The sequence below is a fragment of the Neisseria sp. Ec49-e6-T10 genome (genome assembly GCF_051132615.1).
Taxonomy (GTDB): domain Bacteria; phylum Pseudomonadota; class Gammaproteobacteria; order Burkholderiales; family Neisseriaceae.
The window spans coordinates 1155570-1172345 of the sequence record NZ_CP152375.1; the positions used below are offsets into that span (position 1 = coordinate 1155570).

Annotated in this window: 12 protein-coding genes; 7 read left to right on the forward strand and 5 right to left on the reverse strand. The window is 38.6% G+C overall.

From position 1 onward, the window contains the following. Window positions 1–118 precede the first annotated feature (118 nt). A complete protein-coding gene (locus AADH04_RS06150) occupies window positions 119–886 on the reverse strand; it encodes a sulfite exporter TauE/SafE family protein (RefSeq protein ID WP_434779363.1) in 768 nt (255 codons plus the stop codon). Window positions 887–889: 3 nt separating this feature from the next. Next, on the reverse strand, window positions 890–1462 hold the full coding sequence (locus AADH04_RS06155) for a CNP1-like family protein (RefSeq protein ID WP_434779364.1): 573 nt from the start codon (window positions 1460–1462) through the stop codon (window positions 890–892). A gap of 195 nt (window positions 1463–1657) precedes the next feature. On the opposite strand from AADH04_RS06155, the gene AADH04_RS06160 reads away from it, so the two are divergent. Both AADH04_RS06160 and recN read left to right on the forward strand, forming a co-directional pair. After that, window positions 1658–2542, forward strand: coding sequence for an NAD(+) kinase (locus AADH04_RS06160; protein WP_434779365.1), 885 nt, complete (start codon window positions 1658–1660; stop codon window positions 2540–2542). An 11-nt stretch (window positions 2543–2553) separates the two neighbouring features. Then, entirely contained in the window at window positions 2554–4218 is a 1665-nt protein-coding gene (gene recN / locus AADH04_RS06165) for a DNA repair protein RecN (protein WP_434779366.1), read from the forward strand. A 78-nt stretch (window positions 4219–4296) separates the two neighbouring features. On the opposite strand, the gene AADH04_RS06170 is transcribed toward recN, so the two are convergent. The 3 genes from AADH04_RS06170 to AADH04_RS06180 all read right to left on the reverse strand — a co-directional run bounded on the left by AADH04_RS06170 (window position 4297) and on the right by AADH04_RS06180 (window position 6855). Continuing rightward, window positions 4297–5133, reverse strand: a complete 837-nt coding sequence (locus AADH04_RS06170) for a VanW family protein (RefSeq protein WP_434779367.1) — start codon at window positions 5131–5133, stop codon at window positions 4297–4299. Window positions 5134–5257: 124 nt separating this feature from the next. Further along, complete coding sequence (locus AADH04_RS06175) at window positions 5258–5911, reverse strand: lysophospholipid acyltransferase family protein (protein WP_434779368.1); 654 nt, start codon at window positions 5909–5911, stop codon at window positions 5258–5260. An 11-nt stretch (window positions 5912–5922) separates the two neighbouring features. Further along, on the reverse strand, window positions 5923–6855 hold the full coding sequence (locus AADH04_RS06180; protein ID WP_434779369.1) for a phosphatidate cytidylyltransferase: 933 nt from the start codon (window positions 6853–6855) through the stop codon (window positions 5923–5925). 381 nt (window positions 6856–7236) lie between these two features. Here AADH04_RS06180 and AADH04_RS06185 point away from each other — a divergent pair, with 381 nt between their 5' ends. The 5 genes from AADH04_RS06185 to AADH04_RS06205 are packed head-to-tail and all read left to right on the forward strand — an operon-like array spanning window position 7237 to window position 16761. Beyond that, the gene (locus AADH04_RS06185; RefSeq protein ID WP_434779370.1) at window positions 7237–9084 is read left to right on the forward strand and encodes a DUF2138 family protein; all 1848 of its coding nucleotides are present in this window, start codon (window positions 7237–7239) and stop codon (window positions 9082–9084) included. Beyond that, the gene (locus tag AADH04_RS06190) at window positions 9051–9740 is read left to right on the forward strand and encodes a DUF1175 family protein (RefSeq protein ID WP_434779371.1); all 690 of its coding nucleotides are present in this window, start codon (window positions 9051–9053) and stop codon (window positions 9738–9740) included. Before AADH04_RS06185 ends, AADH04_RS06190 begins: the two co-directional genes overlap by 34 nt. After that, window positions 9674–14293 (forward strand): alpha-2-macroglobulin family protein, encoded by a 4620-nt coding sequence (locus tag AADH04_RS06195; RefSeq protein WP_434779372.1) that lies wholly within the window; start codon window positions 9674–9676, stop codon window positions 14291–14293. Before AADH04_RS06190 ends, AADH04_RS06195 begins: the two co-directional genes overlap by 67 nt. Continuing rightward, the gene (locus AADH04_RS06200) at window positions 14294–15994 is read left to right on the forward strand and encodes a DUF2300 domain-containing protein (protein ID WP_434779373.1); all 1701 of its coding nucleotides are present in this window, start codon (window positions 14294–14296) and stop codon (window positions 15992–15994) included. Next, complete coding sequence (locus tag AADH04_RS06205; RefSeq protein WP_434779374.1) at window positions 15991–16761, forward strand: YfaP family protein; 771 nt, start codon at window positions 15991–15993, stop codon at window positions 16759–16761. Before AADH04_RS06200 ends, AADH04_RS06205 begins: the two co-directional genes overlap by 4 nt. The last annotated feature ends 15 nt before the right edge of the window (window positions 16762–16776 follow it).

Here is a 16776-nt window from a genome sequence, read left to right on the forward strand (position 1 = left end):
GTCACTAATACAGTCACCTAATTAACGTTTATATCTAAATATAGCTTCTGATTATTTGTTTAATGAAATACCATTTGCTTCTCTTTTTAAAATGATTCAAAACCATAAGATCCGTCAATTAAGCCATAAAAAACAAATCGTAAGCGAATTTACTGATTAAAATACACATTAAACATAAAAAACAAATCCTTAAAACTTTGGCGCCACCTAAAATGGCTAATCGAGCACCGACAAAGCCACCAAATATATTACTGATCGCCATAGGAATAGCAAATGCCCATAAAATATTGCCGCTTGGAATAAAAAAGGACAATGCCGCAAAATTTGTGGCTAGATTAACAACCTTTGCCGCCGCGGTTGCATGCAAGAAATCAAAAGCATAAATCCTGATAAACAAAAATGTTAAAAAACTACCTGTCCCTGGCCCAAAAATACCATCATAAAAACCAATACTGGCACCAATTAACATACCAATATATAAATCTTTATGGGTTAATGCTCGTTCAGTATGTAAACGGCCAAAATCTTTTTTGATAAAAGTGTAAATGCCTATAACGATTAACAGGACTAAGATAGCAGGCTTCATCCAGGCAACGGGGATATAAGTGACAACTTTAGCCCCAAGATAAGAAAAAATAAAAGCCAATAACGCTGTAGGTAAAATCAAACGCCAAGGCACTTTAATTTTTTTGATATATTCTCTTGCGGCAGTTGCCGTGCCACAAATAGAGGCAAATTTATTGGTGCCAAACAATACCGCAGGCGTATGATTGGGTAAAAAACTAAAAATACCAGGAATTTGAATTAAACCACCACCACCGACCGCTGCATCCATTAATCCTGCTAAAAAGGCAATGCCAACCAATAATGCAATCGTTGTATCCATTATTTAGCTGTTCCCACCTTTGCTGGTATTGGCTCCACCCTTACCATAATTGACTTTTGAAGAACCATCAATTATTCGTTGTATCGCAATTTGGGCACTTCTAGGCGCCCCTTCATTACACAGCATATACCGAATTTGCAATCTTGCTTTATCATCAACGCTGATACTTTTCCAGTCTGCTTTTTTATTCATAATCCATTGATGATTAAAGGTATCACCAAAGGCAAATATTTTATTTAGGCGATTATTACACAATATGCCTTCAGCACTAAGGTTATTGGCACCACGCTGGCTTTGCAAATTCAACACATAACGAATGGTGCCATCTTCTGCCAAATCAACACTTTCTAAATCAATCATTGCTTTATTTTTATAGTTTTCTCCCACGTAAAACTCCTGCCATTTGCCTTCTTCCATAGTGCGATAAGGTGGCAAAGGTAATTTAGTTTCCCCCCAAGGGGTTTCATCCCAATTCATATGACTGTAATCAGTTCGAATTTCTGCTTGTACATAAAACGCAGAGACCAAAAATGACATAAAAATAAATGGGGTGATTAATTTTAATAAAGACTTCATCTATCTATTCCTATACCTCGGATATAACGTTGTTATTCTACTCCTTCCATGCCAATTTAAACAGTTCATTACTCAGATAATTAAAGCTATTTATCCAAACAAATAAAATAAAAGATTGCCAACATAAGAACTATTGCTAAAATACACCATTATGTCTTTTTAAAAACACCCTATGTATAAAGATGATCAATAATCATGAATACTTTATTTAAAAACGTTGGCTTAGTTTTACGTCCTGATACAGTCGGCATTCATGATGCCACTAAAACACTGGTCTCGTTTTTAAAAGAAAACCAAATCAATGTTTACATTGAAGATGAAAGCTTGAACGATTTTTCTGACACAGACAAACCTGATTGCAGTTTATTAAATAAAGAAGTGTTGGGTAAACTATGTGATTTGATTATTGTATTGGGTGGAGATGGCACTTTATTGTCGGTTGCCCGAAAAATCGCCCCTTATCGAGTGCCCTTAATCGGTATTAATCAAGGGCGATTAGGGTTTATGACCGATATTTCTAAAGAAAATATGATTCCTGCTTTAGAAAAAATGTTTATTGGCGAGTTTGTCCCCGAAGAACGTATTATGCTTGAAGCTTCTGTTTTACGGAACAATAAAGAAGTCAAACATGCTCTAGCACTCAACGATGTTGTCTTCAGCCGTGGCAGTATGGGGCAAATGATTGAGTTTGAATTATTTATTGATGAACAATTTGTGTATACCCAACGCTCAGACGGTTTAATTGTCTCTTCTCCAACAGGTTCTACTGCCTATGCCTTATCTTCTGGTGGCCCAATATTACAACCTACTCTACCAGCCTTTACTTTAGTGCCTATTTGCCCTCAAGCCATGAATAACAGACCTATTGTCATTAACGATACCGCTCAAGTCTGCTTTTTACTGACAAAAGGCGGGGACACTCGTGTTCACTTTGATGGCCAATCATTGTTTGATCTGGCAGAAATGGATCAAGTATTTATTAGACGGTACCGTAATACCTTACGCATGTTACATCCACAAGACTATAATTATTATCATACACTCAGACAAAAACTACACTGGGGTGAACGCCTTATCTAGAAAGAACCATCATGCTTTTGTCCTTATCATTAAAAAATTTTGTGATTGTTGAACAACTTAACTTGGATTTCCAAAGCGGTTTTACTGTATTAACAGGGGAAACGGGCGCAGGTAAATCCATCACGTTAGATGCGCTTGGCTTGCTGATGGGGGATAAAGCCAGTGCCGATCAGGTAAGGTCTGGCACAAAAGAAGCACAACTGTCGGCTCTTTTTGACCTAACTCAATTGCCAGATGTACAAAAACAATTACAGGGACAAGGTTTATTGTCAGAAGGTGAAACAGAGCTGAGCGTCCGAAGAACCTTGGATCACTCAGGGAAAAGCCGCAGCTTCATCAATAATCAAACCGCCACTTTGGCCCAGTTAAAAGCCTTAGGGGAAGAGCTGATTGATATCCATGGACAAAATGCACATCAATCTTTAAACAGAGAAGCAACCCAACGCCAATTATTAGACGCTTTTGCTCAAGCAAGCATTCAAGCCAAAACCGTCAAAACTTTATTTCAAAACTGGCAAGAAGCCAAAACAGCCTATGAAACAGCGCAACATTTTGCAGAACAAATGCAAATCGAAAAAGAGCGTTTAAACTGGCAAATAAACGAATTATCAGAGCTTAATCCAATTGAGCATGAATGGGACACACTGAATCAACAACATAAAAATATGGCTCACTCAGTAGAATTAATTGAGACAGCCACTTGGATTCAAAATGTCCTTGACGAAGGTGAGCAGAACCTGCTCAAAACCATACATCAAATACAGCACAAGCTCAGTGGTTTAGCAGATATTCACCCTTCTTTTTCTCAAAGTTTACAAACCATTGAGTCTGTTGAAGCAGAACTGAATGATATTACCTATACCATGCGTGATGTTGCCAATAGCATTGAATCAGATCCTGCGCAATTTAATTTGATAGAAGACAGAATGCAACAGATCACGTCACTGGCAAAAAAATACCGTACAGAACCAGAAGATTTATACAAAAAACTCAATGAATTAAAAACACAAGCACAACAATTAGAAGAAAGCACAGATTTAGAACAACTACACTTAACTGTTGATAAGAATTATCAAGCTTACCTTGCCGAGGCAACAACACTGAGCAATATGCGCCAAAAAGCGGCCGCTCAATTAGCAAAAAAAACGACTGAACAAATGCAGTATATGGCTATGAGTGGTGCACAATTTGCGGTGATACTCACCCCTTATCAAGAACCTCATGCCTCAGGCTTAGAACAGGTTAGCTATCAGGTCGCATTAAACCAAGGCTCTTCACTAAAGCCTTTAAATAAAGTCGCTTCTGGTGGAGAATTATCCCGTATCAGCTTGAGCTTACAAGTTGTGATGAGCCAATTTACCCGTGTACCTACCCTTATTTTTGATGAGGTAGATGCGGGTATCGGTGGAAGAGTCGCACAAATGGTTGGCAAACTACTGCATGACTTAGGCAAACATTATCAAGTATTGGCCATTACCCACCTACCCCAAGTTGCTTCCTGTGGAGAACACCATTGGCAAGTGAGCAAATACAGTAAAGAAGGGCAAACATTTAGCCAAATTAAGGTACTCAATAACAATGAAAGAGTGGATGAAATTGCCCGAATGCTAGGAGGAGAAGTGATTACAGAAACCACAAAAGAACATGCAAAAGAAATGTTACATTCAATAAAATAAACCATAATATTAAATGGATTATATTTTTTAAGCATAATAAATGAATATTCAAGTATCCAAACAATGCTAAAAAATATCCTAATTATTGTTTGTGGCTAACCTTGCTTCATCTACAGCATATTTCACCACAACATCATTTTGATAAAGCAGATCAGATCGCAAGCATTTAGGTTGCCCACCCACATTATATTTCGTTAAGGTATCACGCCAGATTTCATTTTGACGATAAACAACATTATTTTTTCGGGTAAATGCATGCCTTTTTTCATAAATATGGTAACTATACGCTCGCTCTTGCTCACACAACAGTTCCCCTTCAAGTTGGTGCTCACCAACATGTAAACTCAACTGGAATGTTTTTTGAGTTGGGTTATAAAGCACCAAATCAATAAAATTATAAAAGATTGCGGCACCAGAACCAAAAGGGAGTATCCGCCCATCATCAGGAAATGGATCAAAACTATGGTTTGCCCTTTCTACCACTTGTAGTTCAGAGTGTAACGCCAACCAATGAATCAAATTACTGATTTGACAAATCCCGCCACCGATACCGCTTCGGGCTTGCCCAAAAGACAGCTCCATTCCTTCCACAAAACCTCTTTTTTTTGTGGGTCTGCCCACCAAACGGCAAAAAGAAAAATACTCACTTGGCCGAATGATCACCCCATTAAGTTGGTTAACCGCTAATTTTAAATTGGTCACTTTATTGTATTGTAACTGAATATCGCTTTCACCCAATCGACGGATCAGCTTGGAGGTGTGCTTTTTATAACGGTAAGGTAAACGTTCATTTGGCTGACGCACACAACTGTATTTTCGGCCAGAACAATGCCAAGAGAAATAACGAAAAATGCGACGCTGCCAAACTCTTAACCAATAAAGTAAGGGATGATAATGTGATAATGGCCTTCTCATGCAATACTCAAACTCTATTTTTCATGTATTCATTGAGTATATAAATATTGTGTGAAGACAATGTGAAGTAATACCAAGGAAACAAAACAGATTCAATATATAAAAACATCATATTATTTATTCATTAACCATGGTTTCTGCCATTGTATGCTTTGTCCTGCAATGTTTCAAAACGCTGTTTTAAATGCTCAATAAATGCAGTTTTATTCTCATCTTCTGTCACATACATAGGTTCATCTATATACACATCAATAAAAAATGGCACAGGAATACGCTGTCCTTTTCCCATTGCTCGGCCTAAGCCATGCATATAAACAGGAATTACTGGCACATCAGGACATTGTTGGCATAAAAACCATAAACCCGACTTTAATTCAGACATCTGTTCGGGTTCCCCCCGCGTCCCTTCAGGAAAAAGAATCAAAATTTTATTGTTTTTAAGTGCTTCAACGCAACCTGCCAATGGATCATGTTCTTTTGGTGAACCGCCTTTACGTTCAACCGGAATAATGCCAATAACTTTAGTTGAAAACCAAGCAAACCATTTATTTTTCATAAAATAATCAGCTGCCGCCGCTGGATGCACATCAGAAATTAGAGATAAGGGAAACAAAGTCAATAAAGTTAACGTATCCAAATGGCTATTGTGATTCCCAACAATAATGGCGGGACCTTTTTTAGGTAAACGCTCTCTTTTACTGACAGAAACACCCAACCAGACCAACACCACTGGGTAAGCCACCAGAATGATAAATAATTTGCGTAATAGGTTATTCATGACTCAAAGGCTCAAAAATAATAATAGTAAATAAAATGGAAAAAAATTGGTGCTGTATAAATTAAAGAGTCCAGCCGATCTAAAATACCACCATGCCCTGGCAATAATTTACCAGAATCTTTTACCCCAATATCCCGTTTTACAGCAGACATCACCACGTCCCCAATAAAACCAAACACACCAATCAGAAGGCCTGCCAATAAACAATGCAATAATCCTAAAGGAGAAAACGTCATGGGGGTCAAAATCGGCCCCAAAATTAAAGCCAACACCATGGTCGTCGCAATACCACCAAGTAATCCTTCCACTGTTTTATTGGGGCTCACTTTAGGGATAATTTTTCTCTTACCCAGTGTTTTACCCCATAAATATTGAGCAATATCATTACACTCTGTTAAAGCAACCAAATAAATCACCATAAGTGCACCCGTACTTTTATCGTCCCCTAAGACATTTAAAAAAGCCACATGGCTAATGGCAAAAACCGTAGTCATGACCCCCCAATGGAGGGTAGCGGCTGAATGTAAAAACCCTTTTGTATCCCCTATTAACACCATGACAGTTGGTAAAAACAAAAATACATAAACGGGAATAAAGACAATAAACATGCCAAACCATTCGGCACCCACAAAATAATATTGTATGGGTATACTCACATAGGCCCATAACAAAGGGGTATTGTCTGAATACCTTGTTGGGATCATGGTGAAAAATTCTTTTAACGCCAAGAAACTGATGAACCCAAAAATGATCAAAGAAACAACTTGAGGTGTACTAATGGCCAAGACAAATACCAACACAATCAGCCACCATGTTTGCATACGCTGGGTCAGTTCTGTCCAGTCTTTATCAGGATGGCGCTTACGCACAACATAAACCATACATTGCGCTAAAATCAGAATAATAAAAAAACTGCAAATTGCAGTAAAAAGGGTAATATTCATTTATCCACTATTCTTTGAAATCAAAACTACTTGATCGTTAAAATCAGGTAAAGTATACCATTCCTTACGTATTTATTCTTCCCTGAAAATACTTGGTTAAAACACATACTTTGAATTTTTCATCATATATTTTAATAAATAGACTAGATTAATCGTTTTATCTTTAAACATCACTCAATCAATTATATAAAATTTAAACTAAAAACAGCTTGAGCATAAAACAATCAAAATGATGCTTTTTTATTGCAAGCCACAAAAAATAACACCAACATACTTACTTTTTTCAAGAAAACTTGTTATCCTTTGCCTCATTAATTCAACAAATCATCCAAAAAATCCTGAATGGATCACCTGATTTTTTGTACAAGTTTTGGATCTTATATGACCTATTCTTTGCCTGCTTTCAAAAAAGTTGCCAAATATTTACTCCTGTTTATCGTGCTAGCCGCATCAGTTGCGGGTTGTCGTTTTTTTCAAGATAGAAAAGGTTCCTTTACTGTTGGTCAAGTATGGGTAGATATGTCTAAGCCTGATGTGATGATTTTAAGCCAAAATTTAGCTAGGCTACCCAAAGACATTTTAACAGTCCCTCTACTGAATCAATTGCTCACAGAAGATTTGATTTTTTATTACGACAATGCCCCATCAAAACTTTCTATTCAGGGCAGCATTAATCGCATCGCTTTTGAACATCAGTTATCCGTTCCAGAACAAATTGTGCAAAAAATCATTTCTGAACCATCAGAACTTTATGTTTGGAATGGTTCAACAGGGCGTCCAGAATACTGGATGCTGGCTACCAAAAATTCAGGTACCACAAAATTAATCCAAGGCTTGAGTAAAATTGCATTAAGTGACAGCCAATTGATTGAAGCGGCAACCATTAAAGTAGATGGGGAAAAAGTCCCTTTATATGCATTGTATTATCAAAATCATGTGGGGCTTTTTGCCAGCTTCAAAGACCGTTTAGTTTTTTTATCCGATGCAGGTATGTTATTTGAACAAAAAGAAACAGAAAGCCAAATCCCTCCAATTAAAACAGATATTGGATATGATTACGATAATAGAGAAAACCCTGTTACTGCATATGATGCTGCAAATGGAGAAAACCCTGTTCCCAAAACTGCCAGTACTGCGCCAAAAGTAAATGGCAAACTGTTACAAGATAGAGTAGAACAAGTTGAACTGTTATTAAGTGCAAAACCTGACAACCAACAAAAAATTATGCGCACTGTTGGTTTAAATATGCCCAAAAAAGGACACAGCATCACAGCAAACGCCTCATTTTTAGCCTTTTCTTACCAGAGTGCTTTACCTGGCTTTAATGCTGTTCGCTTTGAATTTGATGGACAAAAATGGCACAGTGAAGCTGCCATTACCCCAGAATTATTGCCTGAACGAAAATGGCATAGCGAGGCTTTATTTCAAATGAGCCCTGCGGATGCGGCACTGTGTGCTTCATTACCCGTTAATTGGTCTGAAATGGCGAAAAACACTGAATCTATTTCTTTCGTACAAAACAGCAAATTGGACTTAAATCAATTTAATGATCCTGTCTTAATGTGCTGGTACGAAAATAAGCCTTTTTCCGCACCTTTATTGATTGCAAAACTGAAAAATAAAGAAGTGGCAACAACACAAATTCCTGCGCTCACTGCTTTATTTGAGCAAATCATTGGTGCCAAAGAATTTGAAAATAAAAAACGTTTCGATGTTGAGAAGCAAACTGTTACACCTGATATTGTGATGATGAGCCGCATAGTCAGCGCTCGCTATGGTAGCCACAACGTAAAAGATTTGCCTAAAACATTTACAGGGAAAATGTCCTCTCAGCGCTATTTTCCAGCGGCATTGGCTGTTTCAGGTGAGTATGTATTTTTCTCACCCGATGAAGACTTAGTCAAACAAGCTGTGAGCGTTTATCAAAAAAACTTTCCTGCATTATCTGACCAAATGCAACAAAAAGAACGCACCATTGCATGGGTTAATTCAAAACAACTAGCCAAACTACTTGAACAACAAATGTTGGATGCTTTATCTGCACATTCTGAAACAGATTTACGTAAAGTCTCGCAAGAACAAATAAAACCCAAATTAGATCTGTTAGCAAAACAGCCAATATGGGCGATTATTTTAGATGATGTGCCTACTTTAGTAGGCAGCAAAAACGCCAAACATATTTGGTTACCGTTACATTGGCAAGAACAGAACAAAACCATCACACCATGAAACTGAACCGCAGATCATTTATCGCCTCAGCTTTATTATTAAGCCCAACAACATGGGCTTTAGTTGGCCATTTAAACAGCCAAAATCAAGTGATGCTGAATAAAGAGCAATCTGCTCTATTTCGTCAATGGTTTGCTGCCATCGTACGTCAACAGTTAAAACAAGGCCCCTCTAATCGCTGGACACACAGAGATTGTGCAGGTTTGATTCGTTTTGCTGTATTTGAAACCTTACGAGAACACGATACCAAATGGCGGGCAGCCAGTGGTTTTGAACTGGCACAATTGCCCGCCGAGCTAAACCTTAATGCAGCACAAAAAAACCTAAAAAATGAGTGGATTACCATTGAAGGCAATAAAAGTGCGTATGTGAGCGCTCTGGCTTTAATTCAAAAAAACAGTGTATTTGTCAGCAAAAACATGAACCAAGCCCAGATAGGTGATCTGCTGTTTTTTGATCAAGGTGATGCGCAACACTTAATGATATGGTTGGGCAACCTAATTGCCTACCATACAGGAACAGTAACAAAAACAGACAACGGTTTAAGAGCCGTTTTGATACCCGAATTATTAAATTGGAAGGATACGCGGTGGCGAATCAATCAAAACAATCCCAACTTCATCGGCATTTACCGTTTGGGCTTTTTATCCCGATAATTTGTTTATTGACACTATTGCCCAAACTGGCTTTTGCTCTACCCGAAGTACCGCCAAGTAATACATCGTTAGATGTGTCTGAGCCATTTTATGTACTCAGTGACAAAAGCTATGGCACAGACGAAACAGCACAGATTCGTTTAGAAGCACCTTCTTCCTACGCTCATTATGAAACACCACTGGATGCCGATATTCGGGTTTATCGTATTTCAGAACCATTAGACTTTTTAAAAGCACAACCAGACTTACATCGAGTACAAATTAAAGCCAATACACGTACCAGTGCCATGCCTGCTGTGCATTATGTTTGGGATAGCTGGATGAAATCAACCCGTCGTTCATGGCAGCGTTTGTTTTCTTCTGAAACTCGTTTAGGGGTAACCAAACAATATCCTGAACTGAAAACGCAAGCATCTATTACCCAAGCAACCAAAATAGATCAACAAGTACAATTTAGCCCTTTAAGTAAATACCCTATTATCACGCAAATTCGTTACCCACTATGGTACGCCAAACCAATTGCACCACCTAAAGATACTGTGCTTTCTGGCAGCAGCAGTAATTTTATACAAAATAAATTGGGCAATGTGATGGTCCCACTGGGCAAACTGCCTGCTGGTTTATACCTTATTGAAGCCATGGTTGCAAATCAGCGTGCGACCACCTTATTGTTTGTGTCAAATACAGTTGCCATCACCAAATCAGCAAAAGACCAAACTTTGGTTTGGACAACCAACCGTCAAACAGGCAATGCACAAAAAAATGTTGCTCTTTTATGGACAGATGGCGTAGGTGTGCTAGGGACACAACAAACTGATCAAAACGGCTTTGCTACTTTAAAACGTGCCACACCTGAACACAGTTATTTGTTGGGTGAAGATGGACAAGGTGGTGTGTTTGTTTCAGAAAATTTTTATTACGACAGCGAAGTCTACAATACTAAACTGTATGCTTTTACTGATCGACCACTTTATCGAGCATCCGATACCGTATCAATTAAAGCGTTTATTCGTGACTTTACCAGTGCCCAAACATCCAATACACCTGCTAGCGTACCTATATCCTATGAAATACTGGATCCTACAGGCACAACGTTACTGAAAGACACCTTAAAAAACGAAACACTCGGTAATGCTTCTGGTCAATTCACCTTGCCAGAAAAGGCTATGAGCGGTGGCTATGAAATCAAACTGACTCGAGAAGATGATGTTTATTCTGCTTCATTTAGAGTAGCCGATTACATCAAACCCCATTTTGATATTTTATTGAACACACCCAACAACTTAAAAACAGGTCAACCCATTAAAGGCACCATTGCGTTGCGTTATCCAAATGGTTCCGCAGTCAAAAATGCTCAAGTGAATATCAGTGTTCGCGCACAACAACTGTCTATGGTAGATGGTCAATTGGACTATGCAGGCATGTTCCCTATTCAATTGTCACAACAACAATGGACATCTAACGATAAAGGCGAAATAGAACTCAATCTACCTGAAACCAAAGAACCAAGCCGTTATATTGTGACCATTTTAGCCAGTGATGCGGCAGCTTACCGAGTCAAAACCACTCGGGAAATTCTGGTAGAGCGTGGTATCACGCCTTACACCATTAAAACCAATCTTCAATTTGGACAAGTGGGTCAAAAAATCACCTTTAATTTTGCCACACAAAACCCCAGTAAAGAAGCACCTTCAGAATATGAGTTGATTCGTTTAGAAGATGGCAAAAAAGACAAAGGCACCATTGCTGCCAATGCAAAATCATTTGAAATCAAATTTGATCGTGCTGGCTCTTATACAGTGATGCTTAAAGATCAATCAGGCAATTTACTGGGAGCAACCAATTATTGGGTACAAGGTGAAGGCTTTGAAGCAGCTGAAGGTTCAGTAGAAATTGTGTTTGATAAACCTCAATATAAAGTAGGAGAAACAGCCAATGCTTTAGTCAGTTTCCCTGTTGATATCAATGATGCGCTGTTGACCTTAGAAAGAGACAATGTAGAAGCATTTGGTTTATTGTCGCAAAACCAAAATTGGTTCTCTAAAAAGAAAATCAATAATCGTCAATACATTGTCAGTTTACCAGTAGGCAATCAATTTACCCCTAATATGACTTTTTCTGTACTGTACCAGTATAAAGGTGAATATGTTTTCCAAAATGCAGGCGTAATTGTAGCGCAACCTCAAATTGAGGTTGCCATTAAACCCAATAAAACCACTTATAAACCAAAAGAAAAAGTGTCGATTCAATTAGATACCTTATTTGCTGGCAATAAAATCCCCAGCCAACTGGCCATTAGCGTTGTGGATGAAATGATTTATGTTTTACAACCAGAAATCGCCCCCAATATGGTTGATTTTTTCTATCACCCCAGACGAAACAATGTTGCCACAACGGCCAGTTTAAATTTTATTGCTTATGACAAGTCCGTCTCTGCAACAGGGCAAACCACTCAAAACCGCCAAATCAACGAACGAGTCATTAAAGTACTTGAACGTCCTCGCCGTGAAGAAAAAGACACAGCATTCTGGCAAGCAGCCCTATCGACCAATGAGCAAGGCAAAGCAACCATCAACTTTACCTTACCAGACTCATTAACACGCTGGCGTATCACTGTTCGAGCGATGGATAAAGACGGTAAAGTTGGGCAAAAAATTGCTTATATCCAAACAGAGCAGCCCTATTATCTCAAATGGACAGGCCCAAAAATCCTACGTCAAGATGATGTGATGAATGCTGAAATATTAGCCTTTAACCAAATGGCGCATGAAACCAAAGCAACTTGGCGTGCCAAAGTAGGTGCAACAGTATTAAAAGAAGAAAGTATCACTCTTAAACCTGGTGCTAACTATTTAAGTTTACCCATTAATGCTGTTTCAGGTGATATTCAATTGACTCTGTCTATTGGTGAGCAAATCTTTGATGCACTAACTGTACCTGTTAAAACCGTCGCTAATACATGGCTACAACCACAACAAACGCAATTAGACTTAACAGATGAACAAACTGCGGTTAATCTGCCTAAAGATGCAAAAAACATACGTTTAAGTATTATGCCAAAGGCACAAGCAGCGTTTGCTAATATTGTGGATGGTTTAATTGAATACCCTTATGGCTGTGTAGAACAAACATCTAGTCGCTTAATACCATTAAGTATGGCGTATCAAAGCCTTGATAAAAACCAGATACCAGCTTATGTTACCGCTCGAGTACGTAATCAGCTGCTTAATCAGCGATTACGTCTGATTGATATGGCTGGAGAAAATGCACAATTTAGCTGGTGGGGTATGGACAGTATGCCAAGCCTCTTTATCAGCAGCTACGCCTATTATGCAGATTGGTATACTGCACAAGCCTTAGGCTTACCAGTCAATGCAGATGATATGCGTCCTTTACTGGAACTTTACCAAAAAAGAGCGACGCAAGAACCTGTGTTACATAAAATGGTGTCGTTATGGTTTATGAAACAGATGGGATTACCTGTTCAGACATTATTAAATGGTGTAGATACTGAATTAGCCAATAATATACAGAAAGCGGATACAAAAAATATTACCTCTTTATCCAATCAAAACAGCTTATTTTTTGGTGAAACCAATAGTCCATTGCAACTTTATATGGCCTTATTGATCAGTCATCAAATACATTCAGAATTGAATAATACTTTACCCGAACGTTTAACTTCACATTTGGCAGACGCTCAAACTCTGTTACAACAAAAATCAAACAATATTGCTGTTCAAAGCTTATTGTATTTAAGTGGTGACAGAACACACAGCATAGAAGAAATTTTAGGTAAAGCCACTGTACAGTATCCTACTTTTGAGCGAGCCATTAGTTTAATCTGGCTACATAAAGCTGGATTTAACAACACAGCAGATCTAGCAACTGATCAACCTGAAGGCAACTGGCAACGAATCAGCACAAACTATTCTGGGGTAGCTCAATGGCAATGGACAAATCATACTGTCCCTACTCAAATTAGCCTACCTCATTTACCCCAAACGCCTATGGTCGCAATTATTCGCTATGACAGTTATGCAAAAAGCAATCAATCTTTACCAGTGGATATTAAACGATCTTTATACCGTCTCGAACCTTATAAAGTAAATCAAGATGATGATCAAAAACAAGGTAATTTAGGTTTTAAAGCGGTATTGGTGAAAGACAATGAAACCTTACAAAGCAATGTGTTATACGTAGATGAAATTACATTAACCCCCAAAACCAGCAAACCACTACAATATGGTCTGGTTGAAGTGGGTATGCCTACAGGTGCAAGTGTGGAAAGCACAACATGGGGTATGCACATTGCGCAATTGGATGAGCAAGATGCCAAACCTTTTGGTAATCATACCTTTGAAGAAGGGGTATTGTCTTATCGATTACCTGTCACTAAACTGACCCAAACCACTAAGTTTAGACAACTGGTTCGCTTCTCACAAAAAGGGCAATTCCATGTACCTGCTGTGCGTTTATTTAATATGTATCAACCACAATTGAATACACAGCAGCAAGCAACGCCAGAACAACTAACATTTAAGGTAGATTAAATGCGTTATTTAACTTGGGGAGTCATCTTATTATTGGTTAAGCCTGTCTTAGCCAATAACAATGCCGTTCTCTACCCAAGCAAGCAATACTCGTTGGGTGCTATATCCAATGGCTCACAAACCCAAAGCTGGCAAATCAGTACACAAAAACCTTTTCATACTCAATCCATTTCACCAGAAAAATTACACACACCTTTGGGCAGTGTGTGGAAACTATTCGTATATGGTTATCTAGTAGACAATAAAATCAATGCACCTGATTATGTGTGTAAAGGGAAAAATCCTGAAGAAAAATACTGCTGTCAAAAAGGACAAAGCATTGGACAAGAGCAAGCCTTACAGCAATCGTGTGGTTTATTTTTCGACCCAAAACGTTTGAACATTTCCAACACCGCATGGCGTCATTATTGGCAAAAACAACAAGCACCAAAATGGTTACAAGAACTCAACTTCATCACCGAAAACCACTATGTGCCTGTTACAGATCTATTAAATGCTTTGAGTGCCATCCCTAACAGCAGTAAAGTACACATCAATACCACCTTATTGCCCTTAATGCTGCGAAAAAGCAATCAGCAAACTTTGGCTGTATTAGGTTCTGAATTAAGAGTAAAAACATTTACCATGCCTTACCCAAACCGCCCACAAGAGCGTATTGGTGGGTTCGCAGGTTTTCTGGCTGATGGACGAGCCATTTGGTTTGCAGGCAGAGGACGTAGTGTAGATGTCATGGCAAAAGCAGGCACTATGCTTGCACCTATAGTCCAAAGCACACAAGCCAAAAATGACTTAACCTGCGTTGAAGTCGACTATTTTGATTTTTTAAACAACCCTATTACCACCGTCACCGATAAAACAGGTAAAACCATACATGGTGGGGTGCTCAAAGGTACTTATCAGGTTTCCTTTGCCAAAGGTAATAAAGTGCGCATTGTGGCACAAAATGATTTACTGATTCAAAAAAACAGTTTAGGTAAAATCAAACTGATTGGCAAAATGTCTTTAAATGAATATGTCGCCCGTGTGATTGATCGCGAAGCTGCGGCCAAACCAACACAAGCAGCAAGAGCATTAGCCATTGCTGCCAGAAGTTATTTACTACAAGAAGCAACAGGTGCTCAAGATTGTTTATTGATTTCAGACAGTACCCAAAAACAACGTGTAGCGCCTTCTAGTGCCAGCAAACAAGCAAAAATCATCGCAGCTCAAACTGATCGTTTGGTATTAACAGGCAGCACTATTCACTATCAATTGGATACAAACAGGCGAAACCAATTAAGCTGGAAAAAAGCAGTAGAACAAGATCAAAAAGGGCTCAGTTTTGAAGCAATTTTGGCTCATGCCTATCCTCAAGCTAAATTGAATATTATGAACAGCAAAGCACAATACCAATGTAAAGCATTGCCTCAAGCTTCGCAATGGTTAAACAAACAAAGTAAAATATGGCTAAAAACCTTACGTACCGAACCTGGGTTTCAAATGCTCACCCAAATGCCTTCCTTATGCCAAATCAGCCGAGGTACACCTTATACTGATGTGTCTGCAAACCGCATTTATATTCGTCAGTTTAAAACCCAAAATGACCAAATTACGCTGGCACACGAATATCTGCACCTAATCTTTGCACAGCACCCCAATGGGCAAAATGAACAATTTATTGAAAACTTGGCAAGACAACTTATTTTAAGGCCTCTATCATGAAGTATAAACATATTCTTACTTACTTAATGAGTATATTCATTGTTACCTCTGCAACAGCCAAAAGCGGTATTGTGTTTGACACGCCTACAGGTGGCTGGAAAAATCCAGAAAAAAGCAGCAGCCAATACACACAATCTGTTCATTACCCAGCAAGCCGTGTCAACCAAGAAGGGTTTGAAGACAAAAGTAATCTAATTAAAGGACGAATTAAAAATCATCCAAAAAATAATAAGCAACCTGCCACACTGATTGTTAATGGCCTTGCCATGCCTCAACATATTAATGAAGATGGCAGTTTCAGTAGACCTTATGCCTTTGCCGCAGGGAACAATAATGTTGAACTCAAAACAAAAGATGGGCAAAGCAAACGGGTACAGTTTTATGACAATAACACCACAAAAACCCGCCCTAAATTAAGGGTATTACTGTCCTGGGATACAGATCACACCGATCTGGATTTACATGTGATCACACCAGATGGTGAACATGCTTATTATGGTAATCGTGTTTTAAAAAATGGGGGGGCTTTAGATGTTGATGTAACCACAGGTTTTGGCCCAGAAATTTTTTCTACCCCCTCTCCTTTGGCTGGTACGTACTTAGTGTATTTAAATTACTTTGGTGGACGTAGTGAAAAAGAGATGACCACAGCAACCATTACCTTATTGACTAATGAAGGCACTGGCAGCGAAAAAAGACAAAGTTTTAAAGTTCCCATGCGGGCTGCTGGGGAACTCACTTTGGTTAAAGCATTTAAGCTACCTTAAAACAGAAATTTAAAA

What these genes read in the sequence shown, in the direction of transcription:
- AADH04_RS06150 (WP_434779363.1), bottom strand. Translation starts at nt 886, where the DNA reads ATGGATACAACGATTGCATTATTGGTTGGCATTGCCTTTTTAGCAGGA.
- AADH04_RS06155 (WP_434779364.1), bottom strand. Translation starts at nt 1,462, where the DNA reads ATGAAGTCTTTATTAAAATTAATCACCCCATTTATTTTTATGTCATTT.
- AADH04_RS06160 (WP_434779365.1), top strand. Translation starts at nt 1,658, where the DNA reads ATGAATACTTTATTTAAAAACGTTGGCTTAGTTTTACGTCCTGATACA.
- recN (WP_434779366.1), top strand. Translation starts at nt 2,554, where the DNA reads ATGCTTTTGTCCTTATCATTAAAAAATTTTGTGATTGTTGAACAACTT.
- AADH04_RS06170 (WP_434779367.1), bottom strand. Translation starts at nt 5,133, where the DNA reads ATGAGAAGGCCATTATCACATTATCATCCCTTACTTTATTGGTTAAGA.
- AADH04_RS06175 (WP_434779368.1), bottom strand. Translation starts at nt 5,911, where the DNA reads ATGAATAACCTATTACGCAAATTATTTATCATTCTGGTGGCTTACCCA.
- AADH04_RS06180 (WP_434779369.1), bottom strand. Translation starts at nt 6,855, where the DNA reads ATGAATATTACCCTTTTTACTGCAATTTGCAGTTTTTTTATTATTCTG.
- AADH04_RS06185 (WP_434779370.1), top strand. Translation starts at nt 7,237, where the DNA reads ATGACCTATTCTTTGCCTGCTTTCAAAAAAGTTGCCAAATATTTACTC.
- AADH04_RS06200 (WP_434779373.1), top strand. Translation starts at nt 14,294, where the DNA reads ATGCGTTATTTAACTTGGGGAGTCATCTTATTATTGGTTAAGCCTGTC.
- AADH04_RS06205 (WP_434779374.1), top strand. Translation starts at nt 15,991, where the DNA reads ATGAAGTATAAACATATTCTTACTTACTTAATGAGTATATTCATTGTT.